The sequence below is a fragment of the Micromonospora wenchangensis genome, assembly GCF_002210435.1.
Classification (GTDB): Bacteria; Actinomycetota; Actinomycetes; order Mycobacteriales; family Micromonosporaceae; genus Micromonospora; species Micromonospora wenchangensis.
In genome coordinates, this window is the sequence record NZ_MZMV01000093.1 from 1 (window position 1) to 19,667 (window position 19,667).

Annotated in this window: 14 protein-coding genes; 4 read left to right on the forward strand and 10 right to left on the reverse strand. The window is 74.7% G+C overall.

The window, feature by feature from the left end; genetic code table 11:
* The 9 genes from B5D80_RS30785 to B5D80_RS30825 all read right to left on the reverse strand — a co-directional run.
* The coding region (locus tag B5D80_RS30785; RefSeq protein WP_342747156.1) for a carbohydrate-binding protein at positions 1 to 338 on the reverse strand (338 nt) is incomplete at its 3' end.
* A 123-nt stretch (positions 339 to 461) separates the two neighbouring features.
* The gene (locus B5D80_RS30790) at positions 462 to 2,171 is read right to left on the reverse strand and encodes a pectinesterase family protein (RefSeq protein WP_245855070.1); all 1,710 of its coding nucleotides are present in this window, start codon (positions 2,169 to 2,171) and stop codon (positions 462 to 464) included.
* 138 nt (positions 2,172 to 2,309) lie between these two features.
* Positions 2,310 to 3,509, reverse strand: coding sequence for a helix-turn-helix domain-containing protein (locus B5D80_RS30795; protein WP_169733129.1), 1,200 nt, complete (start codon positions 3,507 to 3,509; stop codon positions 2,310 to 2,312).
* Entirely contained in the window at positions 3,499 to 3,663 is a 165-nt protein-coding gene (locus B5D80_RS33780; RefSeq protein ID WP_169733130.1) for a hypothetical protein, read from the reverse strand. Before B5D80_RS33780 ends, B5D80_RS30795 begins: the two co-directional genes overlap by 11 nt.
* 188 nt (positions 3,664 to 3,851) lie before the next feature.
* Positions 3,852 to 5,090 (reverse strand): helix-turn-helix domain-containing protein, encoded by a 1,239-nt coding sequence (locus B5D80_RS30805; protein WP_088647444.1) that lies wholly within the window; start codon positions 5,088 to 5,090, stop codon positions 3,852 to 3,854.
* A 138-nt stretch (positions 5,091 to 5,228) separates the two neighbouring features.
* Positions 5,229 to 6,794, reverse strand: a complete 1,566-nt coding sequence (locus tag B5D80_RS30810) for a Na+/H+ antiporter (RefSeq protein WP_088647445.1) — start codon at positions 6,792 to 6,794, stop codon at positions 5,229 to 5,231.
* Between the two features lie 80 nt (positions 6,795 to 6,874).
* On the reverse strand, positions 6,875 to 8,128 hold the full coding sequence (gene kynU / locus B5D80_RS30815) for a kynureninase (RefSeq protein WP_088647446.1): 1,254 nt from the start codon (positions 8,126 to 8,128) through the stop codon (positions 6,875 to 6,877).
* Positions 8,129 to 8,242: 114 nt separating this feature from the next.
* Positions 8,243 to 9,880 (reverse strand): copper resistance CopC/CopD family protein, encoded by a 1,638-nt coding sequence (locus tag B5D80_RS30820; RefSeq protein WP_245855072.1) that lies wholly within the window; start codon positions 9,878 to 9,880, stop codon positions 8,243 to 8,245.
* A 32-nt stretch (positions 9,881 to 9,912) separates the two neighbouring features.
* Entirely contained in the window at positions 9,913 to 11,169 is a 1,257-nt protein-coding gene (locus B5D80_RS30825; protein WP_088647447.1) for a PucR family transcriptional regulator, read from the reverse strand.
* A gap of 96 nt (positions 11,170 to 11,265) precedes the next feature.
* Between B5D80_RS30825 and B5D80_RS30830 the strand changes: the two genes are divergently transcribed.
* Together B5D80_RS30830 and B5D80_RS30835 are read left to right on the forward strand one after the other, a co-directional pair.
* Complete coding sequence (locus tag B5D80_RS30830) at positions 11,266 to 12,924, forward strand: FAD-binding dehydrogenase (protein ID WP_088647448.1); 1,659 nt, start codon at positions 11,266 to 11,268, stop codon at positions 12,922 to 12,924.
* A 59-nt stretch (positions 12,925 to 12,983) separates the two neighbouring features.
* Positions 12,984 to 13,634 (forward strand): formylglycine-generating enzyme family protein, encoded by a 651-nt coding sequence (locus B5D80_RS30835; protein ID WP_088647454.1) that lies wholly within the window; start codon positions 12,984 to 12,986, stop codon positions 13,632 to 13,634.
* A gap of 58 nt (positions 13,635 to 13,692) precedes the next feature.
* On the opposite strand, the gene B5D80_RS30840 is transcribed toward B5D80_RS30835, so the two are convergent.
* Positions 13,693 to 14,709 carry a LacI family DNA-binding transcriptional regulator gene (locus tag B5D80_RS30840; protein WP_088647449.1) on the reverse strand — a complete coding sequence of 339 codons (1,017 nt, stop codon included), beginning with the start codon at positions 14,707 to 14,709 and terminating at the stop codon, positions 13,693 to 13,695.
* A gap of 358 nt (positions 14,710 to 15,067) precedes the next feature.
* On the opposite strand from B5D80_RS30840, the gene B5D80_RS30845 reads away from it, so the two are divergent.
* Together B5D80_RS30845 and B5D80_RS30850 are read left to right on the forward strand one after the other, a co-directional pair.
* Positions 15,068 to 19,177, forward strand: coding sequence for a SpoIIE family protein phosphatase (locus B5D80_RS30845; protein ID WP_088647455.1), 4,110 nt, complete (start codon positions 15,068 to 15,070; stop codon positions 19,175 to 19,177).
* Positions 19,174 to 19,473, forward strand: coding sequence for an STAS domain-containing protein (locus B5D80_RS30850; protein WP_088647450.1), 300 nt, complete (start codon positions 19,174 to 19,176; stop codon positions 19,471 to 19,473). Before B5D80_RS30845 ends, B5D80_RS30850 begins: the two co-directional genes overlap by 4 nt.
* Positions 19,474 to 19,667 lie beyond the last annotated feature (194 nt).

Below are 19,667 nucleotides of genomic sequence, written 5' to 3' on the forward strand. Positions count from 1 at the left end.
GTCGGGGTCGGGGTCCGGGTGGGCGTGGCGGTGGGGGTCGGCGACGGCGTCCCGGTGCAGACGCCTAGGTCACGCCAGAGTGCCGGGACGGCGGCCGGGTTCCAACCGGCGCCGGCCGGCGGGGTGTGGGTCACCAGCGACTCGTAGAGGTGACCGAGGTAGCTGACCCGGGTGCCCGCCGGGTAGCTGACGCCCTCGGCCCAGGCCGGTGCGGAGCAGGCCGCGAGGGTGCCGGCGGTGGCGGTGGTCGGCGCGGCGACGCCGTTCGCGGCGGGCAGCGCGGCGGCGAGCAGCACCGCCCCGGCCAGCACGGCCGTCGTCCCGGTTCGAAGTCGCATGACATACCTCCTCGTCGATGGCGGGGAGGTTATCAGTTAAGTTTGTTAAGTGTAAATGCCCGGCGGTCGACGGGGTCGCGCCGCCGGCCACCGGCGGGACGTGGCCGGCGGCGGCGCGGGCCGTCAGGGGATCGGGTTCCAGCCGTCGACGCCGGCCAGGTAGCGCTGCGGCGTGTAGGTCGGGGCCTGCTCGTCGGTCAGCTGTGGCCGGTCGGCGGTCACCGTCGACCCGGGCCCGCTGTTGCGGTATTCGGCGAACCGGGCGTCGCGCCACGAGAAGCCGGACATGTCGGTCCAGGGGGAGTCCTTCACGTGCGCGCCGAGCACGCTGTCGCGGAACACCACCTGACCGATCGCGTTGACGTCCCCGCCCGGGTGCCACGGCCGGCCGAGGTGCACGGTCTGCGCCGCCGCCGCGTCGGTGGTCAGGACGCAGCCGGTGAACAGCAGGCCGTACGGGTTGCCGATCATCGTGGAGGCGGCGGTGACGTACCCGTTGTTGCCGGTCGAGCCCCGGTCGAGCGAGCGGATCTCGCAGCCGTCGAAGACCCCGGTGCCCCGGCCGAAGATGAAGTCGACGTCGCCCTCGACGTAGCAGTCCCGGAAGTACGCCCGGCCGACCGCGTCGACGGAGGCGCTGTTGTGGTAGAGCGTGTCCTGGTTGCCCAGGAAGCGCACGTCGTCGAAGACCAGCCGGTCGGCCCGGGTCAGCACGGCCACCGCCTGTTCGGCGGCGTAGTCGTGCGCCGCCTCGTCGAAGTCGTTGGCGAAGGTCAGGTGCCGTGCGGTGAAGTCGTTGCCGTCGATGGTCACCGAGGCGCTGCCCGAGGTGCCGTACGTGCCACCGCCGGGCTTCGGGGTGCCCGAGGCGTTGTCGTAGACGATCACCACGTCCCGGGGGTCCCCGGTCGACCCGACGAACGACACGTACGGCTTGCCGGCCGGCACCGTCACCGTCTCCCGGTAGGTGCCCGGCCGGATGGTGATCGTGTATCGGCTCGCGTTGCCCGTCGGCACCGCGTCCACGGCCGCCTGCACGCTGGTGAAGTCCCCGCTGCCGTCGGGGTCGACCACCGAGGACCGCTGCGCCGGCCCGGTGTCGGTGGGCGTGGGCGTCGGGCTCGCCGACGGGGGCGTGACGGACGGGGTGGCGGTGGGCGACCCGCCGGTCGGCGTGCCGCCGGGCGTCGGTGGCGCGCTGGTCGGCGCGGGACCGCCCCGGGTCACCAGCACGTCGTCGAAGCGGGCGGTGGCGTGCCCGGTCTGCACCCCGATCCGGCCGGTCGCGGTGAGCGTCCCGGTGCCGGAGCCGACGGGTACGCCGTCGACCCAGCCGCGTATCACCGTCCCGGCGACCTCGATCCGCAGCGTGTGCCAGGCACCGACCGTCACCGGGTGGGACGCCGTGCCCAGCGGGGTGACCCGGCCGCTGCGTACCGCCTCCAGCCGCACCTGGTCACCGGCGTGTAGGGCGAGCCGGTAGTAGCTGGTCGCGCCGCTGGCCCGGGCCAGCAGCGCGACCATGCCGTCGCCGGGCAGGGTCAGCGGCTTCACCCGGGCCTGGACGGCCTGGTCGGCCCAGGACGCGCTGCCGGCGAACAGCCGGGCGTCGCCCGTGTCGGCCCTGGACTGCTGCAACGCCGGGCTGTCGTCGGCGGCCACCGACCAGGAACCACCGGAGCGCGACCAGCCGGCGAGGTCGCCGTCGGTGAAGTCGTCGCTGAACAGCGTGGCGGCGTGGGCGACCGGCGTGCCGCCGAGCGGGGTGAGGGCGAGCAGCGCGGTGGCGAGCGCCGCGACGGCGACGGCGAGCGGACGGCGGCTTCTGCGCATGGCGGAGGGACCTCCGGGGACGGGGTGGAGGCGGACGACGGTGCGTGAAAGCGCTTTCCTGGCGCACCGTAACCCCACCCATGTGCGACTGTCAATGCGATGCCGTCGCCGGGAGCGGGCCCGCCTTGCCGGCGGCCCTCAACCCACCCCGAGGCTGGCGGCGAGCCGGACCAGGGTCGTCGGGGCGGTGGGCGCGCGGACGACCCGCGCCAGCGTGTCCCGGCCGACCGGTCGGTGCCGGATCTCTGCGGGAGCGATCCGGTCGGTGTCGACCAGGACCCGCCCGGCGCCGACCGGGTCCGCCGTGCGCAGATGGGCGCGGGCCACGTCGACCAAGTGCCCGGCCCGGTGCTCGACCGGCAGCCACCGCCAACCGTCGCGCCGGGTGAACTCCTTGTGCCGGGACACCGCGTCCCGGTCGTCGCCGAGGGCGAGCGCGGCGGCGGCCCGCGCCACCGCCACGGCGGTCGGTCCGAAGCCCGTCCGGTGGTGGTCCTGCCCGTCGCCCACGGGTGCCGCCAGGGCGGCGGCCTCGTCGAGCAGGTCGACCACCGCCACGTCATCACCGTGGGCGGCGGCGGCCAGGGCCGCCTGGAGGAGCAGCGTCCCGCACAGCGACAACTCGGCAGGTACGCCGTCCTCGATCACCGGTGGGGCGATCCGGTACGCGGCCGCCAGCATCGCCGACTTCGCCACCCGGGTCTGATCGGAGGCGCGCAGCACCTGGCCGAGCTGCACCGCTGCGGCGGCGACCAGGGCCGGGTCACCGGCGGCAACGCCTATCGCTCGGTCCACGGCCAGCCAGGCCAGATCCGGCACGTCCAGTTTGACCAGCAGCGACGCGGTGACCCGGTAGGCGTCCACCAGTGCTGCCCGGCCCGCCGGATCGGCGGCGCGGGCGCGTTCGACATCGGCCAGCAGACCCGGCAGCAGCGCCGCCACCTCGGGATACCGGGCGTGCTGGAAGGTCGTCCAGGCGTGCGCGACCTGCTGGGCCACCTGGTCGACCGGCAGGACTGGCCGCCCGCTTGCCGGACGGGCCAGCGGGATGTCGTACCGGGAGAGGGCCGTCCGGATCAGCGTGACATCCGCCGTCCCCCCGATCGCGTCGGCCGGCCGGGCGTCCCGGCCGAGCAGTACCGCCGGATCGATCCGCAGCACGGCGGCGATGTCCTGGAGTGTGGACACCTTGTCCAGGGTGCGGACACCCCGCTCGACCTTGTCCACCCAGCTCTTCGACTTGCCCAGCCGGTCGGCGAACACCTGCTGCGACAGGTTGCGCCGCCCCCGCCAGTACGCCACCCGCCGCCCCACCGGCAGCCGCTCGCTACTGTCCATGACGCCACCGCCGGTCCGGCAGCGCCCGGGTCGTCTCCTCGGCCGGTATCCGTTCGGCCTCGGCCTGCGCGAGGAGCCGCTGCTTGGCCGCCTCGTGTTCCGCAGCCTGGATCTGCTCGCCCCGACTCGGTGCCGGCTCGCCCTGGTCCCGCATCCCCACCTCCGTTGGCAGGGGCGCGACGGCATGCCCGGGAAAGAACACCACCGCCGCGCCCGACGACGGTGGCCGACGTCGACGGTCAGGCCACCGGACCATAGGCTGGCGTGACCAAGGGTAATCAAACAGGTGCGATTGGTGCGATCCGATGACGGCGTGTCACCGACTCGGACGCGGTGTACCAGTCAGCGTGCGCAACCCATCAGGTCGGCCAGTTTCGCCAACTCGTCGGTCATCGCTCGACGACGACCGGTGGCGATGGAATCCACGATGTCCCGTGCGTATCGCTGCTGCCGCAGCCAGGTGGGTGCGGTGTCCCGCAACTGCGACAGCACCGCCGTCGCCTTCCCGTACCGCCGCAACTGCGTGTAAGCCCAGGCGAGGTCGAGTCGATGCCGTCGCCAGGCCGAGGTGCTGATAGTGGGCGCGGGCGGCACCAGGGCCGACAGCTCCAGCACCCGGCCCGCGTCTCCCGCCACGGCCGCCGCCTCGGCCCGCTGCATCTGCACCTTGGCGGTATCGAACCCGCCCACCAGCATCATGTGCTCCGCCGCCGGCACCCGGTCGCCGATCCGTGTGGCGGCGGCAGCGGCGACGCCGATCAGGTCTGCCGCCTCGTCCGGTCGGTTGTCCCTGGCCTGCGCGGCGGCGGCGCTCAGCAGCAGCCACCCCCAGCCGGCCAACTCGGCAGGTGCCGCCCGGGATAGTCGCGGCTCCACCTCGTCGGCTGTCGCCACCGCCAGTTCGGCCGACTCCCCGATACGTCCCTGGCGCATCAGCAGCCAGCACATCGTCCGGATGACGGTGGCCGCCACGACCCGGTCCCCCGACCGTTGTGCGGCGTCGAGCGCTCCCGACAACGCCGTCTGCGCCAAGTCGTCGGCCCGCAGTTGGATCAGGAGCCCACCCGCCACATGCTGGGTGCGGGCCAGCAGGTCGTACGCGGCGTCCTGCCGCTCGCTGCTCGCAAGGCTCACGGCGGCGCGTGCGTTCACCAGCAACGGCGGTACCACCCGCAGCGCGACTGCGTAGTCCCCGGCGTTGTAGACCCGATCGGCGGCGTGCAGATTCCGCCGCAGCGTGTCGATGTCGGGCGGCTCGTCCGCCAGCAGCAGGAAGGAAGCACCGTCGATCCCGCGCACCGGGGCCACAACGCGGCGGATCTCCGCCAACGACAACTGCCGGTGACCCGGCTCGCCCTGCGCGGCGGCTTGAGACGCGTCACCCAGCAGCGTGGACGTCGACACCCCCAGGGCGCGGGCGAGCGCATGCAACGTGTCGAGACGGGCGGCACCCCGGGTACCCTGCTCCAGCTTCCGGATCACCTCGACGCTGACGCCCGACCGCTCGGCAAGCTGCTCCTGGGTCAGCTTCGACTCACGACGGATCCCCGCGAGCCGCTCACCCACCGTCGGTACGGTCATGCCCCCTCCCGCCACGCAGCGGACAGCCGCCAGCCGTGTCCGGGGCCGCCACTTCGGACGGTACACCCGGTGTCGGACGCAGGATGTGTCCGGATGCCTACCGTCCGCGTCCGTCCGACGGATCTGGAACCGTGGTGCTCAGTCCTCGGTCTGGGGGCCGAGCAGGCGGATCTCCTCGATGTCCAGCGCCGCCTGCACCTCGCGGAGCACGCTGTCGTCGATCTCGTTGTTGTCGCGCAGTCGGGTCACCTCGCGGCGCTTGTGTTCCAGCACCGCCAACCGCAGCCGGGCGTCCGACTCCTGCGCCCGGTCGGCCTCGGGTCCGCCACCCGACCCCGCCACCAGGTCCAGGTGGCGCTGGTAGTCGGCACGCAACCGGTCCACCGCCGCCGGCTCGACGTCGAGGTCGGCGGCGACGCCCGGCAGCGCCGCCAACGCCACCTCGGTGGCCCGGCGGCGGGCGTGCCGCACCTCGTCCCCGCGCGCCTCGTCGCCCCGCAGGCCGGCCCAGCGGGCCACCGCCGGCAGGGTGGTGCCCTGCACCAGCATGATCGACACGATCGCCACGGCGGTGCAGAAGATGATCAGATCCCGTTCCGGCACCGGCGTGTGCGTGGTGGCCGTGGTGACCGGCACCGCGAGGGCGGCGGCCAGCGACACCGCCCCCCGGAACCCCGCCCAGCCGGCCGCCACCCGGACCCGCCGGCTCACCGTGGCACCCCGGCCCACCACCGGCAGGCCGTAGGAGAACAGTTGCAACCACACCAGCCGGACCACCACCACCATCAGCGTGACCGAGGCGGCGATCGCCACCGACCGCACCAGCGAGGTGCTGGTCACGTGGTTCACCGCCCGGGGGATCTGCATCCCCAGCAGCACGAACAGCGCCCCGTTGATCAGGAAGGTGGACAGGTCCCAGAAGGCGTACGCCAGCACCCGGGAACGGGCCCGGATCACCCTCGGCCCGGCGTACGACAGCAGCAGCCCGGCGACCACGACGGCGAGCACCCCGCTGGCGTGCACCACCTCGGCCAGCAGGAACGCGGCGAACGGGGTGAGCACGCTCAGCGCGCCCTCGCGCAGCGGGTCGTCCAGCCGGCGGCGGATCAGCACCACCACCAGCCCGACGAACAGCCCGGCGGCGATCCCGCCGCCGGCCGAGCCGACGAACCGACCCAGGAACCCGAGCACCCCGGGCGCGGCGCCGCCGACGATCAGGCCGACGGTGACCGAGAACAGCACCAGCGCGGTGCCGTCGTTGACCAGGCTCTCCGCCCGCAGCGTGGTCAGGATGCGGCGGGGCATACGCTTGGCCAGGCCGGCCACCGCCGCCGCGTCGGTGGGGGCGAGCACCGCCCCCAGCACCCAGGCCGCCTGCGGGGTCATCCCCAGCGCCTTGGCCACGAGCGCCACCGCCACCATGGTCACCACCACCAGCGCCACCGCCAGCGAGGCGATCACCAGCAGGTTCGACCGGATCTCCCGCAGGCTGATCACCAGGCTCTCCCGGTAGAGCACGGCCGGCAGGAAGAGCAGCAGCACCACCTCGGGTTCGAGCACCACGTCCGACAGCGGGGGCAGCAGCGCCAGCAGGCCACCCATGGTGATCAGCAGCACCGGCGGGGCGACCCGGTACCGGCCGCCGATGGTGGTGCCGACCAGCACGGTGGCGGCCAGCACCACGATCAGGACCAGGACGTCCACGCCACCCCCCGCCTCCACCCGACATGCTGGTACGAAGTCGGCGGCGGGGCGGGGAGAATCCGGGATCTGCCCGGATCGGCTCAGGTGACCCGGGACGGCTCCGCCGGCACCCCGGTCCAGGCCCGCCGCTCGGCGATGTCCCGCAGCCGGTCCATCGCGTCCCACACGTCGACGTGCCGGGTGTACAGCGCCGCCGGGCCGAGCCGCAGCCGGTCCGGCACCCGGTAGTCGCCGACCACCCCGGCGTCGACCAGGGCGCGGGAGATCCGCAACGCCTCCGGGTGGTACAGCGACACGTGCCCGCCGCGCCGGGCGGGGTCGCGGGGCGAGGCGAGCCGGAAGCCGTGCGGGACGAGCCAGGCGTCGGCCAGTTCGACGATCAGCTCGCCGAGGCGTACCGACTTCTCCCGGACCCGGTCCATCCCGGCGTCGGCCAGCACGTCCAGGGCCGGGTCGAGGGCGGCCATTCCGAGCACCGGCGGGGTGCCCACCAGGAACCGCTCCGGGCCGGGCGCGGGCTCGTAGCCGGCGCCCATCCGGAACTGGTCACGCTGGCCGAACCAGCCCCAGATCGGCTGCCGCAGCGACTCCTGCAACTCCCGCCGCACGTAGAGGAAGGCCGGCGCGCCGGGGCCGCCGTTGAGGTACTTGTAGGTGCAGCCGACCGCGAGGTCGGCCCCGGCGGCCGTCAGGTCCAGCGGCACCGAGCCGACCGCGTGCGACAGGTCCCACAGCACCAGCGCGCCGACCCGGCGGGCCGCGTCGGTGACCGCCGCGACGTCCAGCAGGGCCCCGCAGCGGTACGACACCGCCGAGAGCACCACCAGCGCCACGTCCTCGGTCAGCGCCGCCGCCAGGGTCTCCGGGGCCAGCCCCTCGTCGAGGTCGGAGGGGAGCAGCCGCAGGGTGTGCCCGCGCTGGGCGGCCAGCCCCTCCAGCAGGTACCGGTCGGTGGGGAACTCCTCGGCGTCGGCCAGGATCGTGCCCCGGCCCGGCCGGGCGTCGAGGGCGGCGGCGGCCAGTTTGTAGAGGTTGACCGAGGTGGAGTCGGAGACGATCACCTCGCCGTCGCGGGCGCCCAGCGCGTGGGCGGCGATCCGGTCACCGATGCGGCGCGGCCACTCGATCCAGGTCGGCCAGCTGCGGACCAGTTCGGTGCCCCATCCGCCACGGACCAGACCGGCCAGGTGGTCGCCGGTGGCGGCCGGCAGCCGACCCAGCGAGTTGCCGTCGAGGTAGAGCAGGTCGTCCACCACGAACCGGTCCCGCAGGCCGGCGAGCGGATCGGCGGCGTCCCACTCCCGCGCGACGTCGCGGGACAGGTGTGTGCTCATGGTGTCCTCCCTCCGCCCCGGAGCACCCGGGCCGATGCAGGCTAGCTGATCGGCCCGGCGGTCCGTAACGGCCGGTGGCCCGGCCACCCCGTACCCCGGTGGGGTCGGCCGCGGTCAGCGGACCGGCACGGTGGCGGTGACGGTGGCCTGGTCGATGTCGCTGGTGCGGACGGTGAACCGGATCGTCCAGTCGCCGCGCGCCGGCAGGCTGATCTCGGCGCTGCCGTGGTGCGGCTCCGGGGTGTCCACCGGCACGGTCATCGGTTCGATCCCGGCCGCCGGCAGGGCGAGGCTGACCGTCCACTGGGCCACCGGCAGCGGCTGCCCCTGCGGGGTGTAGACGTACGCGTGCAGGGAGTTCGGCACCCCCACCCGGACCGGGTAGATGTCGAACTGGAGGGTGTAGGTGCCGCTGGTGAGGGTCTGCGCGACCCCCTCGCGGGTGGCGCGGGCGGCCTCGGTGTCGGCGGTGCGGCCGGGCGGGGTCTGCACCAGCACGGCGGTCAGCGCCAGCACCACCGCCGTGGCGGCGAGTTCCACCCCGGCAGCCCACGCCACCCGGCCCGGCCGGTCGGCGGCCCGGCCGGCGCGCACCGCCCGCCGCTGCCAGGCCGCGACGCCGAGCACGGCGGCGAGCAGCGCCGCCTTGGCGCAGAGCAGCCGACCGTACGCGGTGCCGACCAGCGCGCCGGGCCGGCCGAGTTCGATCGCGGCCTGCCCGACGCCGGAGGCGACCAGCCACCCCACCGCGACGGTCGCCCACCGCGACCAGGCGGGCAGCACCCGGCTCAGGACCCGCCGGTGGGTGCCGGGCAGCAGGAACACCGCCAGGGTGAACAGCCCGCCCAGCCACACGCTCATCCCGGCCAGGTGCACCACGTCGGCGAGGATGCTCACCGGTGGCAGGGGCGAGGCCACCGGGTGCCCGGCCAGCGGCCAGGTGACCAGCCCGGCCAGGCCCACCACCGCCAGCGCCACCCGCCGGCCGCGCCCGGCCCGCCCTGCGGCCACCGCCGCCAGCAGCCCGGCGGCGATCCCGGCCAGCGCCAGCCGGGCGCCCAGCACCGGCCCGACGTCGCTGCCCGCCACCGCCGTCAGGTCGCCGCGCGACAGGTCGCCGACCGGCACCCCCACCATGTCCGCGGCCTGCGCCACCCACGTTCCGGCGGTGCCCACGGCCACCAGGGCGAGACCCACGTACCCGGTGGCGGTCACCGCGCGCCGGCGGCGACGACGCGGCCAGCGCACCGCGCCGAGCAGCGTGGGACCGACCGCCAGCACCAGACCCAGGTAGCCGACGTACCGGGCGGCGGGGGTCCACCCGCCCGAGGGCCGCTCGTCCACGCTCACCGGCTCCGGGGGCGTCGCCGACGGCGCACCGGCCGAGTAGGCGAAGCTGCCGGCGACCGGGTGGCTGTCGGCCGAGATCACCCGGTAGCTGACCAGGTAGGTGCCGAGTGGCCGGTCCGGCACCCGGACCGGGATGCGCAGGGTGGCCCCGTCCGCGACCGGCTCCCCGGCGGTGATCCGCCGACCGTCCGGGCCGAGCACCTGCACCCGGCCGACGACCGGGGAGACCGACTCGCTGAAGACCAGCACCACCTCCCCGGGCGGGGAGCCGATCACCGCGTCGCGGACCGGGCTGGTGGCGACCAGCGCGGCGTGGGCGGCGGCCGGGGTCGCCGGGGTCAGCGGTACGGACAACAGCGCCAGGAGGAACCCCAGCAGCACGGCGGAACGGGTGGTACGCACGCACAGTGGTTCGTATTTCGTGATCACATGGTTCAACCGTCGCCGGAACGATCCGGCTCACCGGTCGGGTGCTGGCGCAGGGCGAGGGTCAGCAGGAGGCGGGCGTCCGGGTCGTCGAGGGCCGGGCCGAACAGGCCGCGCAGCTGCCGCATCCGGTAGCGGACCGTCTGCGGGTGGGTGTGCAGGTCCTCGGCGACGGTGACCACCTGCCCCTGCCGGCGCAGCCAGCCGTACAGGGTCTCGGCCAGGGCCCGGCGGGTGGTGGGCCGCAGCCCGGCCAGCGGGGCCAGCACCGTGCCGGCGAGGTGCCCGGCCAGGCCCGGCTCCCACGCGGTGAGCAGGGTGAGCAGGTGGTCGTCGCAGGACACCACCGGGTCCGGGCCGAGCGCACCGAGCTGGTGCAGGGCCAGCGCCCGGCGGGACAGCCGGTACGACAGCCGCGCCCGCTGCCGCCGCACCGTCGGCCCGAGCGCGGCCCGCCGTCCGACCAGCGCCTGCCGGGCCCGGTCCAGCCGTCCCGGCGTACCGGGATCGGGCAGCACCACCCGGATGGCGTCGCCGACGACGGCGGCCAGCGCGCCCGCGCCGATGCTCCGGGCCACCTGCTCGGCGTCGGTGCCGTCGACGCTGAACACGGCAACGGTCGCCGGCAACGGCCAGCGGGCCGCGTCGGCGGCGGCGTGCAGTGCCGCCCCGGTCGGCGGGTCGGGCTGCACCAGGAGGGTGACCAGCCGGCGTCGGGTGGTGGCCCAGTCCTGGGCGGTGTCCCGCTGCTCGGCGAGGAACCCCTCGGCGGCGGCCCCGGCCAGCGCGTCGACGTAGCCGAACAGCGCCCCGGCGATCACGTACAGGTCGGCCGGGGCCGGGCCGGGGTCCGTGCCGGCCGGTGCGGTGGCGGGACCGCCGGGCGCGGCCGGCGCGGTGGCGTGCTCCACCAGGAAGGCCCAGATGTCGCGGGCCCCGAGGGTGAGCACGGTCCGCAGCGCGTCCACCCGGTGCCCCTCGCGGTACTCGGTGCGGCCGAGGGCGTGGAACACCTCCCGGGTCCCGGTCAGCTCCCGACCCGGGTCGGCGACCGCGTCGACGAAGGTGTCGACGGCGGTCTGCACGCCCAGCGCCAGGCCCTGCCCCTGCCCACCGGTCAGCGACCGGCCCTGGGCGGCCATCGCGGCCCGGACGGTGGCGAGGATCCGCTCGTGCAGCGGCCCGCGCAGCCCCCGCAGGTGGTCGCCGACCGACGGCGCGAGACCGGCGAGACCGGGCTCGATGGCGAGCAGGGCGTCCGACACGATCGGCCATCCTTTGTCATCCGGGTGACAATTCCGGTGGTGAATACTGCACCCCGGCACGGATCATTTTGGCACCGCGCTACCTAGGGTCGGCGCATGGAGACGGATGTCATCGTGATCGGCGCCGGCCTGGCCGGCCTGGTCGCCGCCGCCGAGGCCGCCGACGCGGGCCGTCGGGTGCTGCTGCTGGACCAGGAGTCCGAGCACAACCTCGGCGGGCAGGCGTTCTGGTCGTTCGGCGGGCTGTTCTTCGTCGACTCGCCCGAGCAGCGGCGGATGGGCATCCACGACTCGGTCGAGCTGGCCTGGCAGGACTGGACCGGCAGCGCCGCCTTCGACCGGCCCGAGGACCACTGGCCACGCCAGTGGGCGCAGGCGTACGTGCACTTCGCCGCCGGGGAGAAGCGGGCCTGGCTGCGGTCGATGGGCCACCGGGTCTTCCCGGTGGTGAGCTGGGCCGAGCGGGGCGGGGGAGCGGCCCACGGGCACGGCAACTCGGTGCCCCGGTTCCACGTCACCTGGGGCACCGGCCCCGGCGTGGTCGAGCCGTTCGCCGGGCGGGTCCGGCAGGCCGTCGCGCAGGGCCGGGTGACGCTGCTGTTCCGGCACCGGGTCGACGAACTCGTCACCACCGGGGGAGCCGTCACCGGGGTACGCGGCGCGCTCCTCGCCCCCGACGACGCGCCCCGGGGGCGCAGCAGCTCCCGGGAGGTCGTCGGCGACTTCCAGCACGACGCCCAGGCCGTGATCATCACCTCGGGTGGCATCGGCGGCAACCACGACCTCGTCCGGCGGGCCTGGCCGGCCCGGCTCGGCACCCCGCCCACCCGGATGGTCACCGGCGTCCCCGCCCACGTCGACGGCCGGATGCTCGCCATCACCGAGACCGCCGGCGGGCAGGTGATCAACCCGGACCGGATGTGGCACTACACCGAGGGGCTGCGCAACTGGGACCCGATCTGGCCCCAGCACGGCATCCGCATCCTGCCCGGCCCGTCCTCGCTCTGGCTCGACGCCACCGGGGCCCGGCTGCCGGCGCCGCTGTTCCCCGGCTTCGACACCCTGGCCACCCTGCGGCACCTGCGCGCGACCGGCCACGACTACAGCTGGTTCCTGCTCACCCAGAAGATCATCGAGAAGGAGTTCGCGCTGTCGGGCTCCGAGCAGAACCCCGACCTGACCGACCGCAGCGTCCGGCAGGTGCTGCAACGCGTCCGGCCGGGCGCGCCCGGCCCGGTCGAGGCGTTCAAGCGGCACGGGGCCGACTTCGTCGTCGCCGACACCCTGCCCGAGCTGGTGGCCGGCATGAACAAGCTGGCCGCCGAGACCGACGGGCCACAGCTCGACACCACCGCGCTGACCGCGCTGGTCGAGGCGCGGGACCGGGAGATCGCCCACCCGTTCGGCAAGGACGCCCAGCTCGCCGCGATCCGGGGGGCCCGCCGCTACCGGGGCGACCGGCTGATCCGGGTCGCCACCCCGCACCGGCTACTCGACCCGGCGGCCGGCCCGCTGATCGCGGTGCAACTGCACGTGCTGACCCGCAAGAGCCTCGGCGGGCTGCACACCGACCTGTCCGCCCGGGTGCTGCGCCCCGACGGCGAACCGCTGGCCGGGGTGTACGCGGCCGGCGAGGTCGCCGGCTTCGGCGGCGGGGGCATGCACGGCTACAGCGCGCTGGAGGGCACCTTCCTCGGCGGCTGCCTGTTCTCCGGCCGCACCGCCGGCCGCGCCGCCGCGGCGGCCGTCGGCTGACCGGCCCGGCCGCGCCCTCGCTAGGCTCGGCTGCCGTGGACGACGACGCGCTGAGCGCGATGGTGACCGTCGCGGCGGGGCAGGTGACCCTGTCCGACAGGCGTACCGAGCGGCGCTGGTCGGTCGGGGTGGCGGCGTACCGGCTCGGTGTCGTACCGGTCACCCAGGGGTGGTACGCCCGGGTGACCGGGGAACGGCCGAGCACCACCCGGGGCGACCGGCTGCCCGTCGAGGGGGTGTCCTGGGTCGACGCGGTGCGCTTCTGCGTCGCCCTGTCCCGGCAGGAGGGGCTGACCCCGGCGTACCGGTTGCACGACGACGGTGAGGGCGCGGACTGGGACCCGAGCGCCGACGGCTACCGGCTGCCGACCGAGGCCGAGTGGGAGTACGCCTGCCGGGCCGGCACCACCGGTCCGCGCTACGGCCCGCTCGACGAGATCGCCTGGTACCGGGACAACTCCGGGGAACGGCCGCACCCGGTGGCCGGGCGTACCCCCAACCCGTGGGGCCTGTACGACCTGCTCGGCAACGTCTGGGAGTGGTGCTGGGACGTCTACGACGCCGAGGTGTACGGCGGCTACCGGGTACTGCGCGGGGGCGGCTGGTTCGACGAGCACTGGAGCTGCCGCGCCTCGGTACGCCGTCGCAGCCACCCGACGTTGCGCATCGACGACGTCGGTTTCCGGCTGGCCCGTTCCCTGCCGCGCTGATCCCGCGCCGCTGCCCCCGGCCGGTCCGGGACGCCTGCGCAGGCGGGAACCCGCCCGGTCAGGCCAGCCGGCGGGTGCTGTGCCGCACGATCAGCGGGGTGGCCAGCTCGATCCGGTGGCTGTCCAGCCCCTCCCCGGCCACCAGGGAGAGCAGCATCCGGGTCGCCATGCCGGCCATCTCGGCCAGCGGCTGACGCACGGTGGTCAGCGGCGGGGCCGCCCAGCGTGCCGAGTCGAGGTCGTCGAAGCCGACGATGCTGATGTCGTCGGGGACCCGGGCACCCCGTTCGTAGAGCGCCTCGTAGGCGCCCAACGCCATCTCGTCGGCGCAGGCGAACACGGCGGTGGGAGGCTGGGCGAGGTCCAGCAGGGCGTTCATCTCCCGGTAGCCCGACGGGGAGGTGAAGTCGCCGTGCCGGACGTACCCGGCGGGGATCTTGCGGTTGGCCGCGTTCATCGCGGCCCGGTACCCGTCGACCCGGGCGCGGCTGCACGGCACCGTCGGCGGGCCGCCGATCACCGCGATCCGGTGGTGACCCAGGTCGAGCAGGTGCTCGGCGGCGGCCACCCCGCCGGACCAGTTCGTCGCCCCCACCGACGGGATGCCCGCGCCGGGCTGACCGGCCGGGTCGATGATGACCACCGGGATGCCCAGTTCGTCGAGCTGGCCCTGCTGGCTGGGGGACAGGTCGGAGAGCACGAGCAGCACCCCGTCGCAGCGGCGCTTGGAGAGCTGTTCGATCCACCGCCGGTCGGGGCGGCTGCGGCTGCGGCCGTGCACGGCGGAGACGACCACCCCGACGCCCGCCCGGTAGGCCAGCTCCTCGACACCGTCGAGGATCTGCATCGCCCAGGGGCTGCCGAGATCCCGGAAGACCAGGTCGATGAGGCCGGCGGCACCGGGCACCGAGGGCGCCCGGCGGGCGGTGTACGACCGCCTGTCGAGCAGGTCCTGGATCCGGCGTCGGGTCGCCGGGGCGACGTCGGGTCGACCGTTGAGCACCTTCGAGACGGTGGGCACGGACACCCCCGCGGCGGTCGCGATCTCCGACAGCGTCGCCCGGTCCTCCGCCATGCCCATCTCCTCCGCAGTCGTGCGCCCGTCGGCAGCATAGCCCGAAAGTTTCGGAGGTCGGGTGACGCCCTGGTCGTCGCGGCATGTGACGCCCGGCACCGGCCGGTCGGAGAGTGCCGGCCCCCGGGCCCGGCTCCGGGTGGTGGACCGCCGGAAGCCGAAACTTTCCCGAAACCGACTTGTCCGGTGCGAAGGGATAGGCCGGGAAACGCCGGGCCGCCGCGCCCCGCCCGATTTCTGCTGCGGCGGCGCATGCGGCATGCTGTGCCGCAATGGCAGGAGACTCTGCCGGTGACCGGCGACGAGCCGCGGACACGCGGTCGTCCCTGCGCGAGACGTGCGGGAGGGCGGGGCGGCGATGGCCGAGGCTCAGGCGGGGCGTTCCGTGTTCACCGGCGCCAGCGAGATGGCGGCCCGGATGCGCGCCTTCGACTGGCCCGCCACCTCCCTGGGCGCGGTCGACGACTGGCCGGCGAGCCTGCGCACCGCCACCCGGATCTGCCTGACCTCCCGGTTCCCCATGATCGTCTGGTGGGGCCCGGAGCTGCGCTTCCTCTACAACGACGCCTACGGCCCGCTGCTCGGCAGCAAACACCCCGCCCTCGGCAAGCCCGGCGACCAGGTGTGGGGCGAGATCTGGCACATCATCGGGCCGATGCTGCGCGGCGTGGTGGAGACCGGCGAGGCGACCTGGTCGGAGGATCTGCTGCTGCCGATGAACCGGCACGGCTACTGGGAGGAGACCTACTGGACGTACTCCTACAGCCCGCTGCACGACGACGACGGTGTGGTGCGCGGCGTGTTCACCGCGGTCAGCGACACCACCGAACGGGTGATCGGCCAGCGGCGGCTCGCCGCGTTGCAGGACCTCGGGGCCCAGGCCGGCACCGCCCGTACCGTCGGTGAGGCGTGCGAGCTGGTCGCCGGGTCGCTCGGCCGGGCCGGGGCCGACGTGCCGTACGCGGCGGTGTACCTGCGGGACCGCGACGGCGACCTGCGGCTGACCGCCAGCACCCGCGCCGGTGACGTCGACCGCGCGGGCGGGGCGGCCGCCGCGGTGTGGCCGGTGGCGCAGGTGCTCGCCGACGGTCGACCGGCGCACGTCACCGACCTGCTCGACCGGGTCGGCGAACTGCCGGCCGGCGGCTGGCAGACCGCGCCGACCGAGGCGATGGTGCTGCCGCTGCACGGCGAGACCGGCGCCGAGGACATCGGCGTCATCGTGCTTGCCGCCAGCGCCGGCCGGGCGCTCGACGACGGCTACCGCACCTTCTTCGACCTGGTGGCCCAGCAGAGCGCCGCCCTGATCAACGGCGCGGTCGCCTACGAGGTGCAGCAGCAGCGGGCCGAGGAACTCGTCGAGCTGGACCGGGCCAAGACGGCGTTCTTCTCCAACATCAGCCACGAGTTCCGGACCCCGCTGACGCTGATCAGCGGCCCGTTGCAGGAGCTGCGGGCCCGGCTGGGCGACGGGGACGCGCAGGTCCGCGACGAGTTGGACGTCATGCACCGCAACGCGTTGCGGCTGGGCAAGCTGGTCACCGCGCTGCTCGACTTCTCCCGCATCGAGGCCGGCCGGATGCAGGCGAGCTACGAGCCCGTCGACCTGTCCCGGTTCACCGCCGAGCTGGCCAGCGTGTTCCGGGCGGCTGTCGAACGCGCCGGCCTCACCCTCGACGTGGACTGCCCGCCGTTGTCCGGGCCGGTGCACGTCGACCGGGCGATGTGGGAGAAGGTGGTGCTCAACCTGCTCAGCAACGCCCTCAAGTTCACCTTCCAGGGCGGCATCCGGGTCACGGTCGCCGAACGCGACGGCACGCCGACGGTGCAGGTCGTCGACACCGGCATCGGGGTGCCGGCCGACGAGATCCCCCGGCTGTTCGAACGCTTCCACCGGGTGCCGCAGGCCCGGTCCCGGTCCCACGAGGGCAGCGGCATCGGCCTGGCCCTGGTCCGGGAACTGGTCGGCCTGCACGGCGGCACGATCACCGTGGACAGCACCCCGGACGTCGGCACCACCTTCACCGTGCGGCTGCCGTACGGCGTCGCCCACCTGCCCGCCGAGCACGTCGTCACCGGCGTCGGCGCGCCCGTGCCGTCGGACAGCGCCGAGCCGTTCGTCGAGGAGGCGCTGCGCTGGCTGCCGGCCGCCGACACCGACGACCGGCCGGTGCCGCAGCCGTCGCCGGCCGGCCTTCCCGGCGCGGACCGGCCCCGGGTGCTGATCGCCGACGACAACGCCGACATGCGCGAGTACCTGCACCGGCTGCTGCGGTCGCGCTACGACGTCACCGCCGTCGGCGACGGGCTCGCCGCGCTGGCCCGGGCCCGCACCGCACCGCCCGACCTGATCGTCAGCGACGTGATGATGCCCGGCCTGGACGGCCTCGAACTGGTCGCCGCGCTGCGCGCCGAACCCCGCACGATGGGGGTGCCGGTGCTGCTGCTGTCGGCCCGCGCCGGCGGGGAGGCCGCCATCGAGGGGCTGGAGGCCGGCGCCGACGACTACCTCGTCAAACCCTTCTCCGCCGAGGAGTTGTTGGCCCGGGTCCGGGCCAACGTCGACCTGGCCCGGTTGCGCAACCACCACGCCAACTGGCGGGCCGCGATGATCAACTCGTTGCAGGAGGGGTTCTTCGTCCTCGACGCCGACGGCGCGCTGGTGGAGATGAACACCGCCTTCGCCGAGCTGTTCGGGTACGGCCCCGAGGGACTGCCCTACCGTCCCCGCTACCCGTGGTGGCCCGACGACGTCGCGGACGCCTCGGCGAACCGGCTGGTGGCCGACGCGTTCGCCCAGGCGATGACCGTCACCCACGGATCGTTCGTGGTGCCGCTGCGGCACCGCGACGGGCACCGCCTGTGGACGGCGGTGGCCTTCAACGCGGTCACCGACGACCAGGGCCGGCGGATGGTCGTCGGCACCATCCGCGACGTCACCGCCGAACGGTACGCGGTGCAGCGGGAGACCGCCCTCAGCACGCTCAACCAGCGGCTGTCCCGGGCGGCCAGCACCAGCGAGGCGTTGCGCGCGGGCATCGAGGAGCTGAGCCAGCTCTGGCAGGCCCACCGGGCGGTCGCCGTCCGCTGGGCGCCCGACGGCACGCCGACGGTGACCGCCACCCCCGGCACCGACTGGGGGCAACTGTCCGGCCCGGTCCGCGAGACGGTCACCACGCTGCGGACGCAGCCACCCCTGCGGATCACCATCGACCCGGCCACCGGGGCCCGGCCCGTCGGCGTCGGCACCACTGTCGACTCGCCGCAGGGCCCGCTGGTGATCTGGCTCGAACTCGACCCGGCGCGCGGCTTCGGCACCGAGGACCAGATGCTCCTGCTGCTGCTGTGCGGGGCGCTCGGGCAGGCGCTGCACCGGGCCCACGCCGCCGACCAGCAACGTGAGGTGGCGGTCGCCCTGCAACGCTCCATCCTCGGCCCGGCCGAACTCCCCGCCGGGTTCGCCGTCCGCTACGAGCCGGCGACCCGCCCCCTCGAGGTCGGCGGCGACTGGTACGACGCGGTGAACCTGCCCGACGGCCGGATCGGCATCGTCGTCGGCGACTGCGTCGGCCGGGGCCTGCCCGCCGCCGCCGTGATGGGGCAACTGCGCAGCGCCTGCCGGGCCCTGCTGCTGGAGGCGTCCGGCCCGGCGCAGGTGCTCACCGCCCTGGACCGGTTCGCCCGGATGCTGCCCGGCGCGGCCTGCACCACCGTGTTCTGCGGCATCCTCGACCCGGAGAGCGGGAAGCTGACCTACAGCAGCGCCGGGCATCCACCGGCGATCCTCACCCACCCCGACGGCCGCACCGAGTTGCTGGCCGCCGGCCGGGGCAGCCCGCTGGGCATCCCGTCGCGCGGTGGCCGTCCCGACGCGACCAGTATCGTCCCGCCCCGGGCGGTGCTGCTGCTCTACACCGACGGCCTGGTGGAACGCCGCCGCCAGTCCCTCGACACCGGGATCGCGCAGGCCGCCTCCGCCGTCCGGGAGGACCACACCGCCGGGGTGGAGCAGCTCGCCGACCGGGTGATGCGGCGGATGACCCCGCAGGGCGGGTACGACGACATCGCCCTGCTGCTCTACCGCCACCCGGCGCCGCTGGAGCTGTCGTTCCCCGCCGACCGGTCGCAGATGGCCCCGGTGCGTTCCACCCTGCGCCAGTGGTTGCGCCGCACCGGCGCCGACCCGCACCTGGCCCAGGACGTGCTGGTGGCCACCGGCGAGGCCTGCGCCAACGCGGTCGAGCACGGCCACCGCGACGCCCGTCCCGGGCTGATCCGGTTGCTCGCGGTGGCCGCCGGCACCGACCTGTTCGTCACGGTGGTCGACTCCGGACGGTGGAAGGTGCCCGAGATAGACCACGACCGGGGACGCGGCATCAACCTGATGCGCGCGTTGATGTCGCACGTGGACATCCGGACCACCGCCGCCGGCACCACCGTCGAGCTGCACACGAGGATTCCCGCATGAACACGCCCCTGGACCTGGCCACCGGCCGGCAGCCCGACGGCGGCCCGCTGCTGACCGTCGCCGGTGAGATCGACATGAGCAACGCCGACCGGTTCCGGGCCGCGATCGCCGACGCGGTGGTCGACGGGCACCTGCTGACCGTGGACCTGACCGGGGTGGAATACCTGGACAGCGCCGCGCTGGCCGCGTTGTTCGCCCACGTCGACCGGTTGCGGGTGGTGGCGAACCCGTTGCTGGGCAGCGTCCTGACCATCTCCGGCCTGACCGAGCTGACCACGGTCACCTTCGCCGACTGACCCCGCCCGGCTGCCGGCCGCGCTCCGTACGACCACCCGACGGCGACACCCGGCTGCCGCGACCCCGCCGGTTCGGGTGGTGCGTCAGGCGACGATCGGAGATCCGACAGCCCTGCGGTGACCGGCACCCTACGCTCGCCCTGCCGCCGCCGAGCGGGAAGCGGGTGACGCATGGGCAGCACCGACCACCGTCC

Bases quoted from the DNA above. Each gene is read 5' to 3' on its own strand.
- B5D80_RS30805 (WP_088647444.1), bottom strand. From the start codon at position 5,090: ATGACCGTACCGACGGTGGGTGAGCGGCTCGCGGGGATCCGTCGTGAG.
- B5D80_RS30835 (WP_088647454.1), top strand. From the start codon at position 12,984: ATGGTGACCGTCGCGGCGGGGCAGGTGACCCTGTCCGACAGGCGTACC.
- kynU (WP_088647446.1), bottom strand. From the start codon at position 8,128: ATGAGCACACACCTGTCCCGCGACGTCGCGCGGGAGTGGGACGCCGCC.
- B5D80_RS30795 (WP_169733129.1), bottom strand. From the start codon at position 3,509: ATGGACAGTAGCGAGCGGCTGCCGGTGGGGCGGCGGGTGGCGTACTGG.
- B5D80_RS30850 (WP_088647450.1), top strand. From the start codon at position 19,174: ATGAACACGCCCCTGGACCTGGCCACCGGCCGGCAGCCCGACGGCGGC.
- B5D80_RS30830 (WP_088647448.1), top strand. From the start codon at position 11,266: ATGGAGACGGATGTCATCGTGATCGGCGCCGGCCTGGCCGGCCTGGTC.
- B5D80_RS33780 (WP_169733130.1), bottom strand. From the start codon at position 3,663: ATGCGGGACCAGGGCGAGCCGGCACCGAGTCGGGGCGAGCAGATCCAG.
- B5D80_RS30840 (WP_088647449.1), bottom strand. From the start codon at position 14,709: ATGGCGGAGGACCGGGCGACGCTGTCGGAGATCGCGACCGCCGCGGGG.
- B5D80_RS30790 (WP_245855070.1), bottom strand. From the start codon at position 2,171: ATGCGCAGAAGCCGCCGTCCGCTCGCCGTCGCCGTCGCGGCGCTCGCC.
- B5D80_RS30845 (WP_088647455.1), top strand. From the start codon at position 15,068: ATGGCCGAGGCTCAGGCGGGGCGTTCCGTGTTCACCGGCGCCAGCGAG.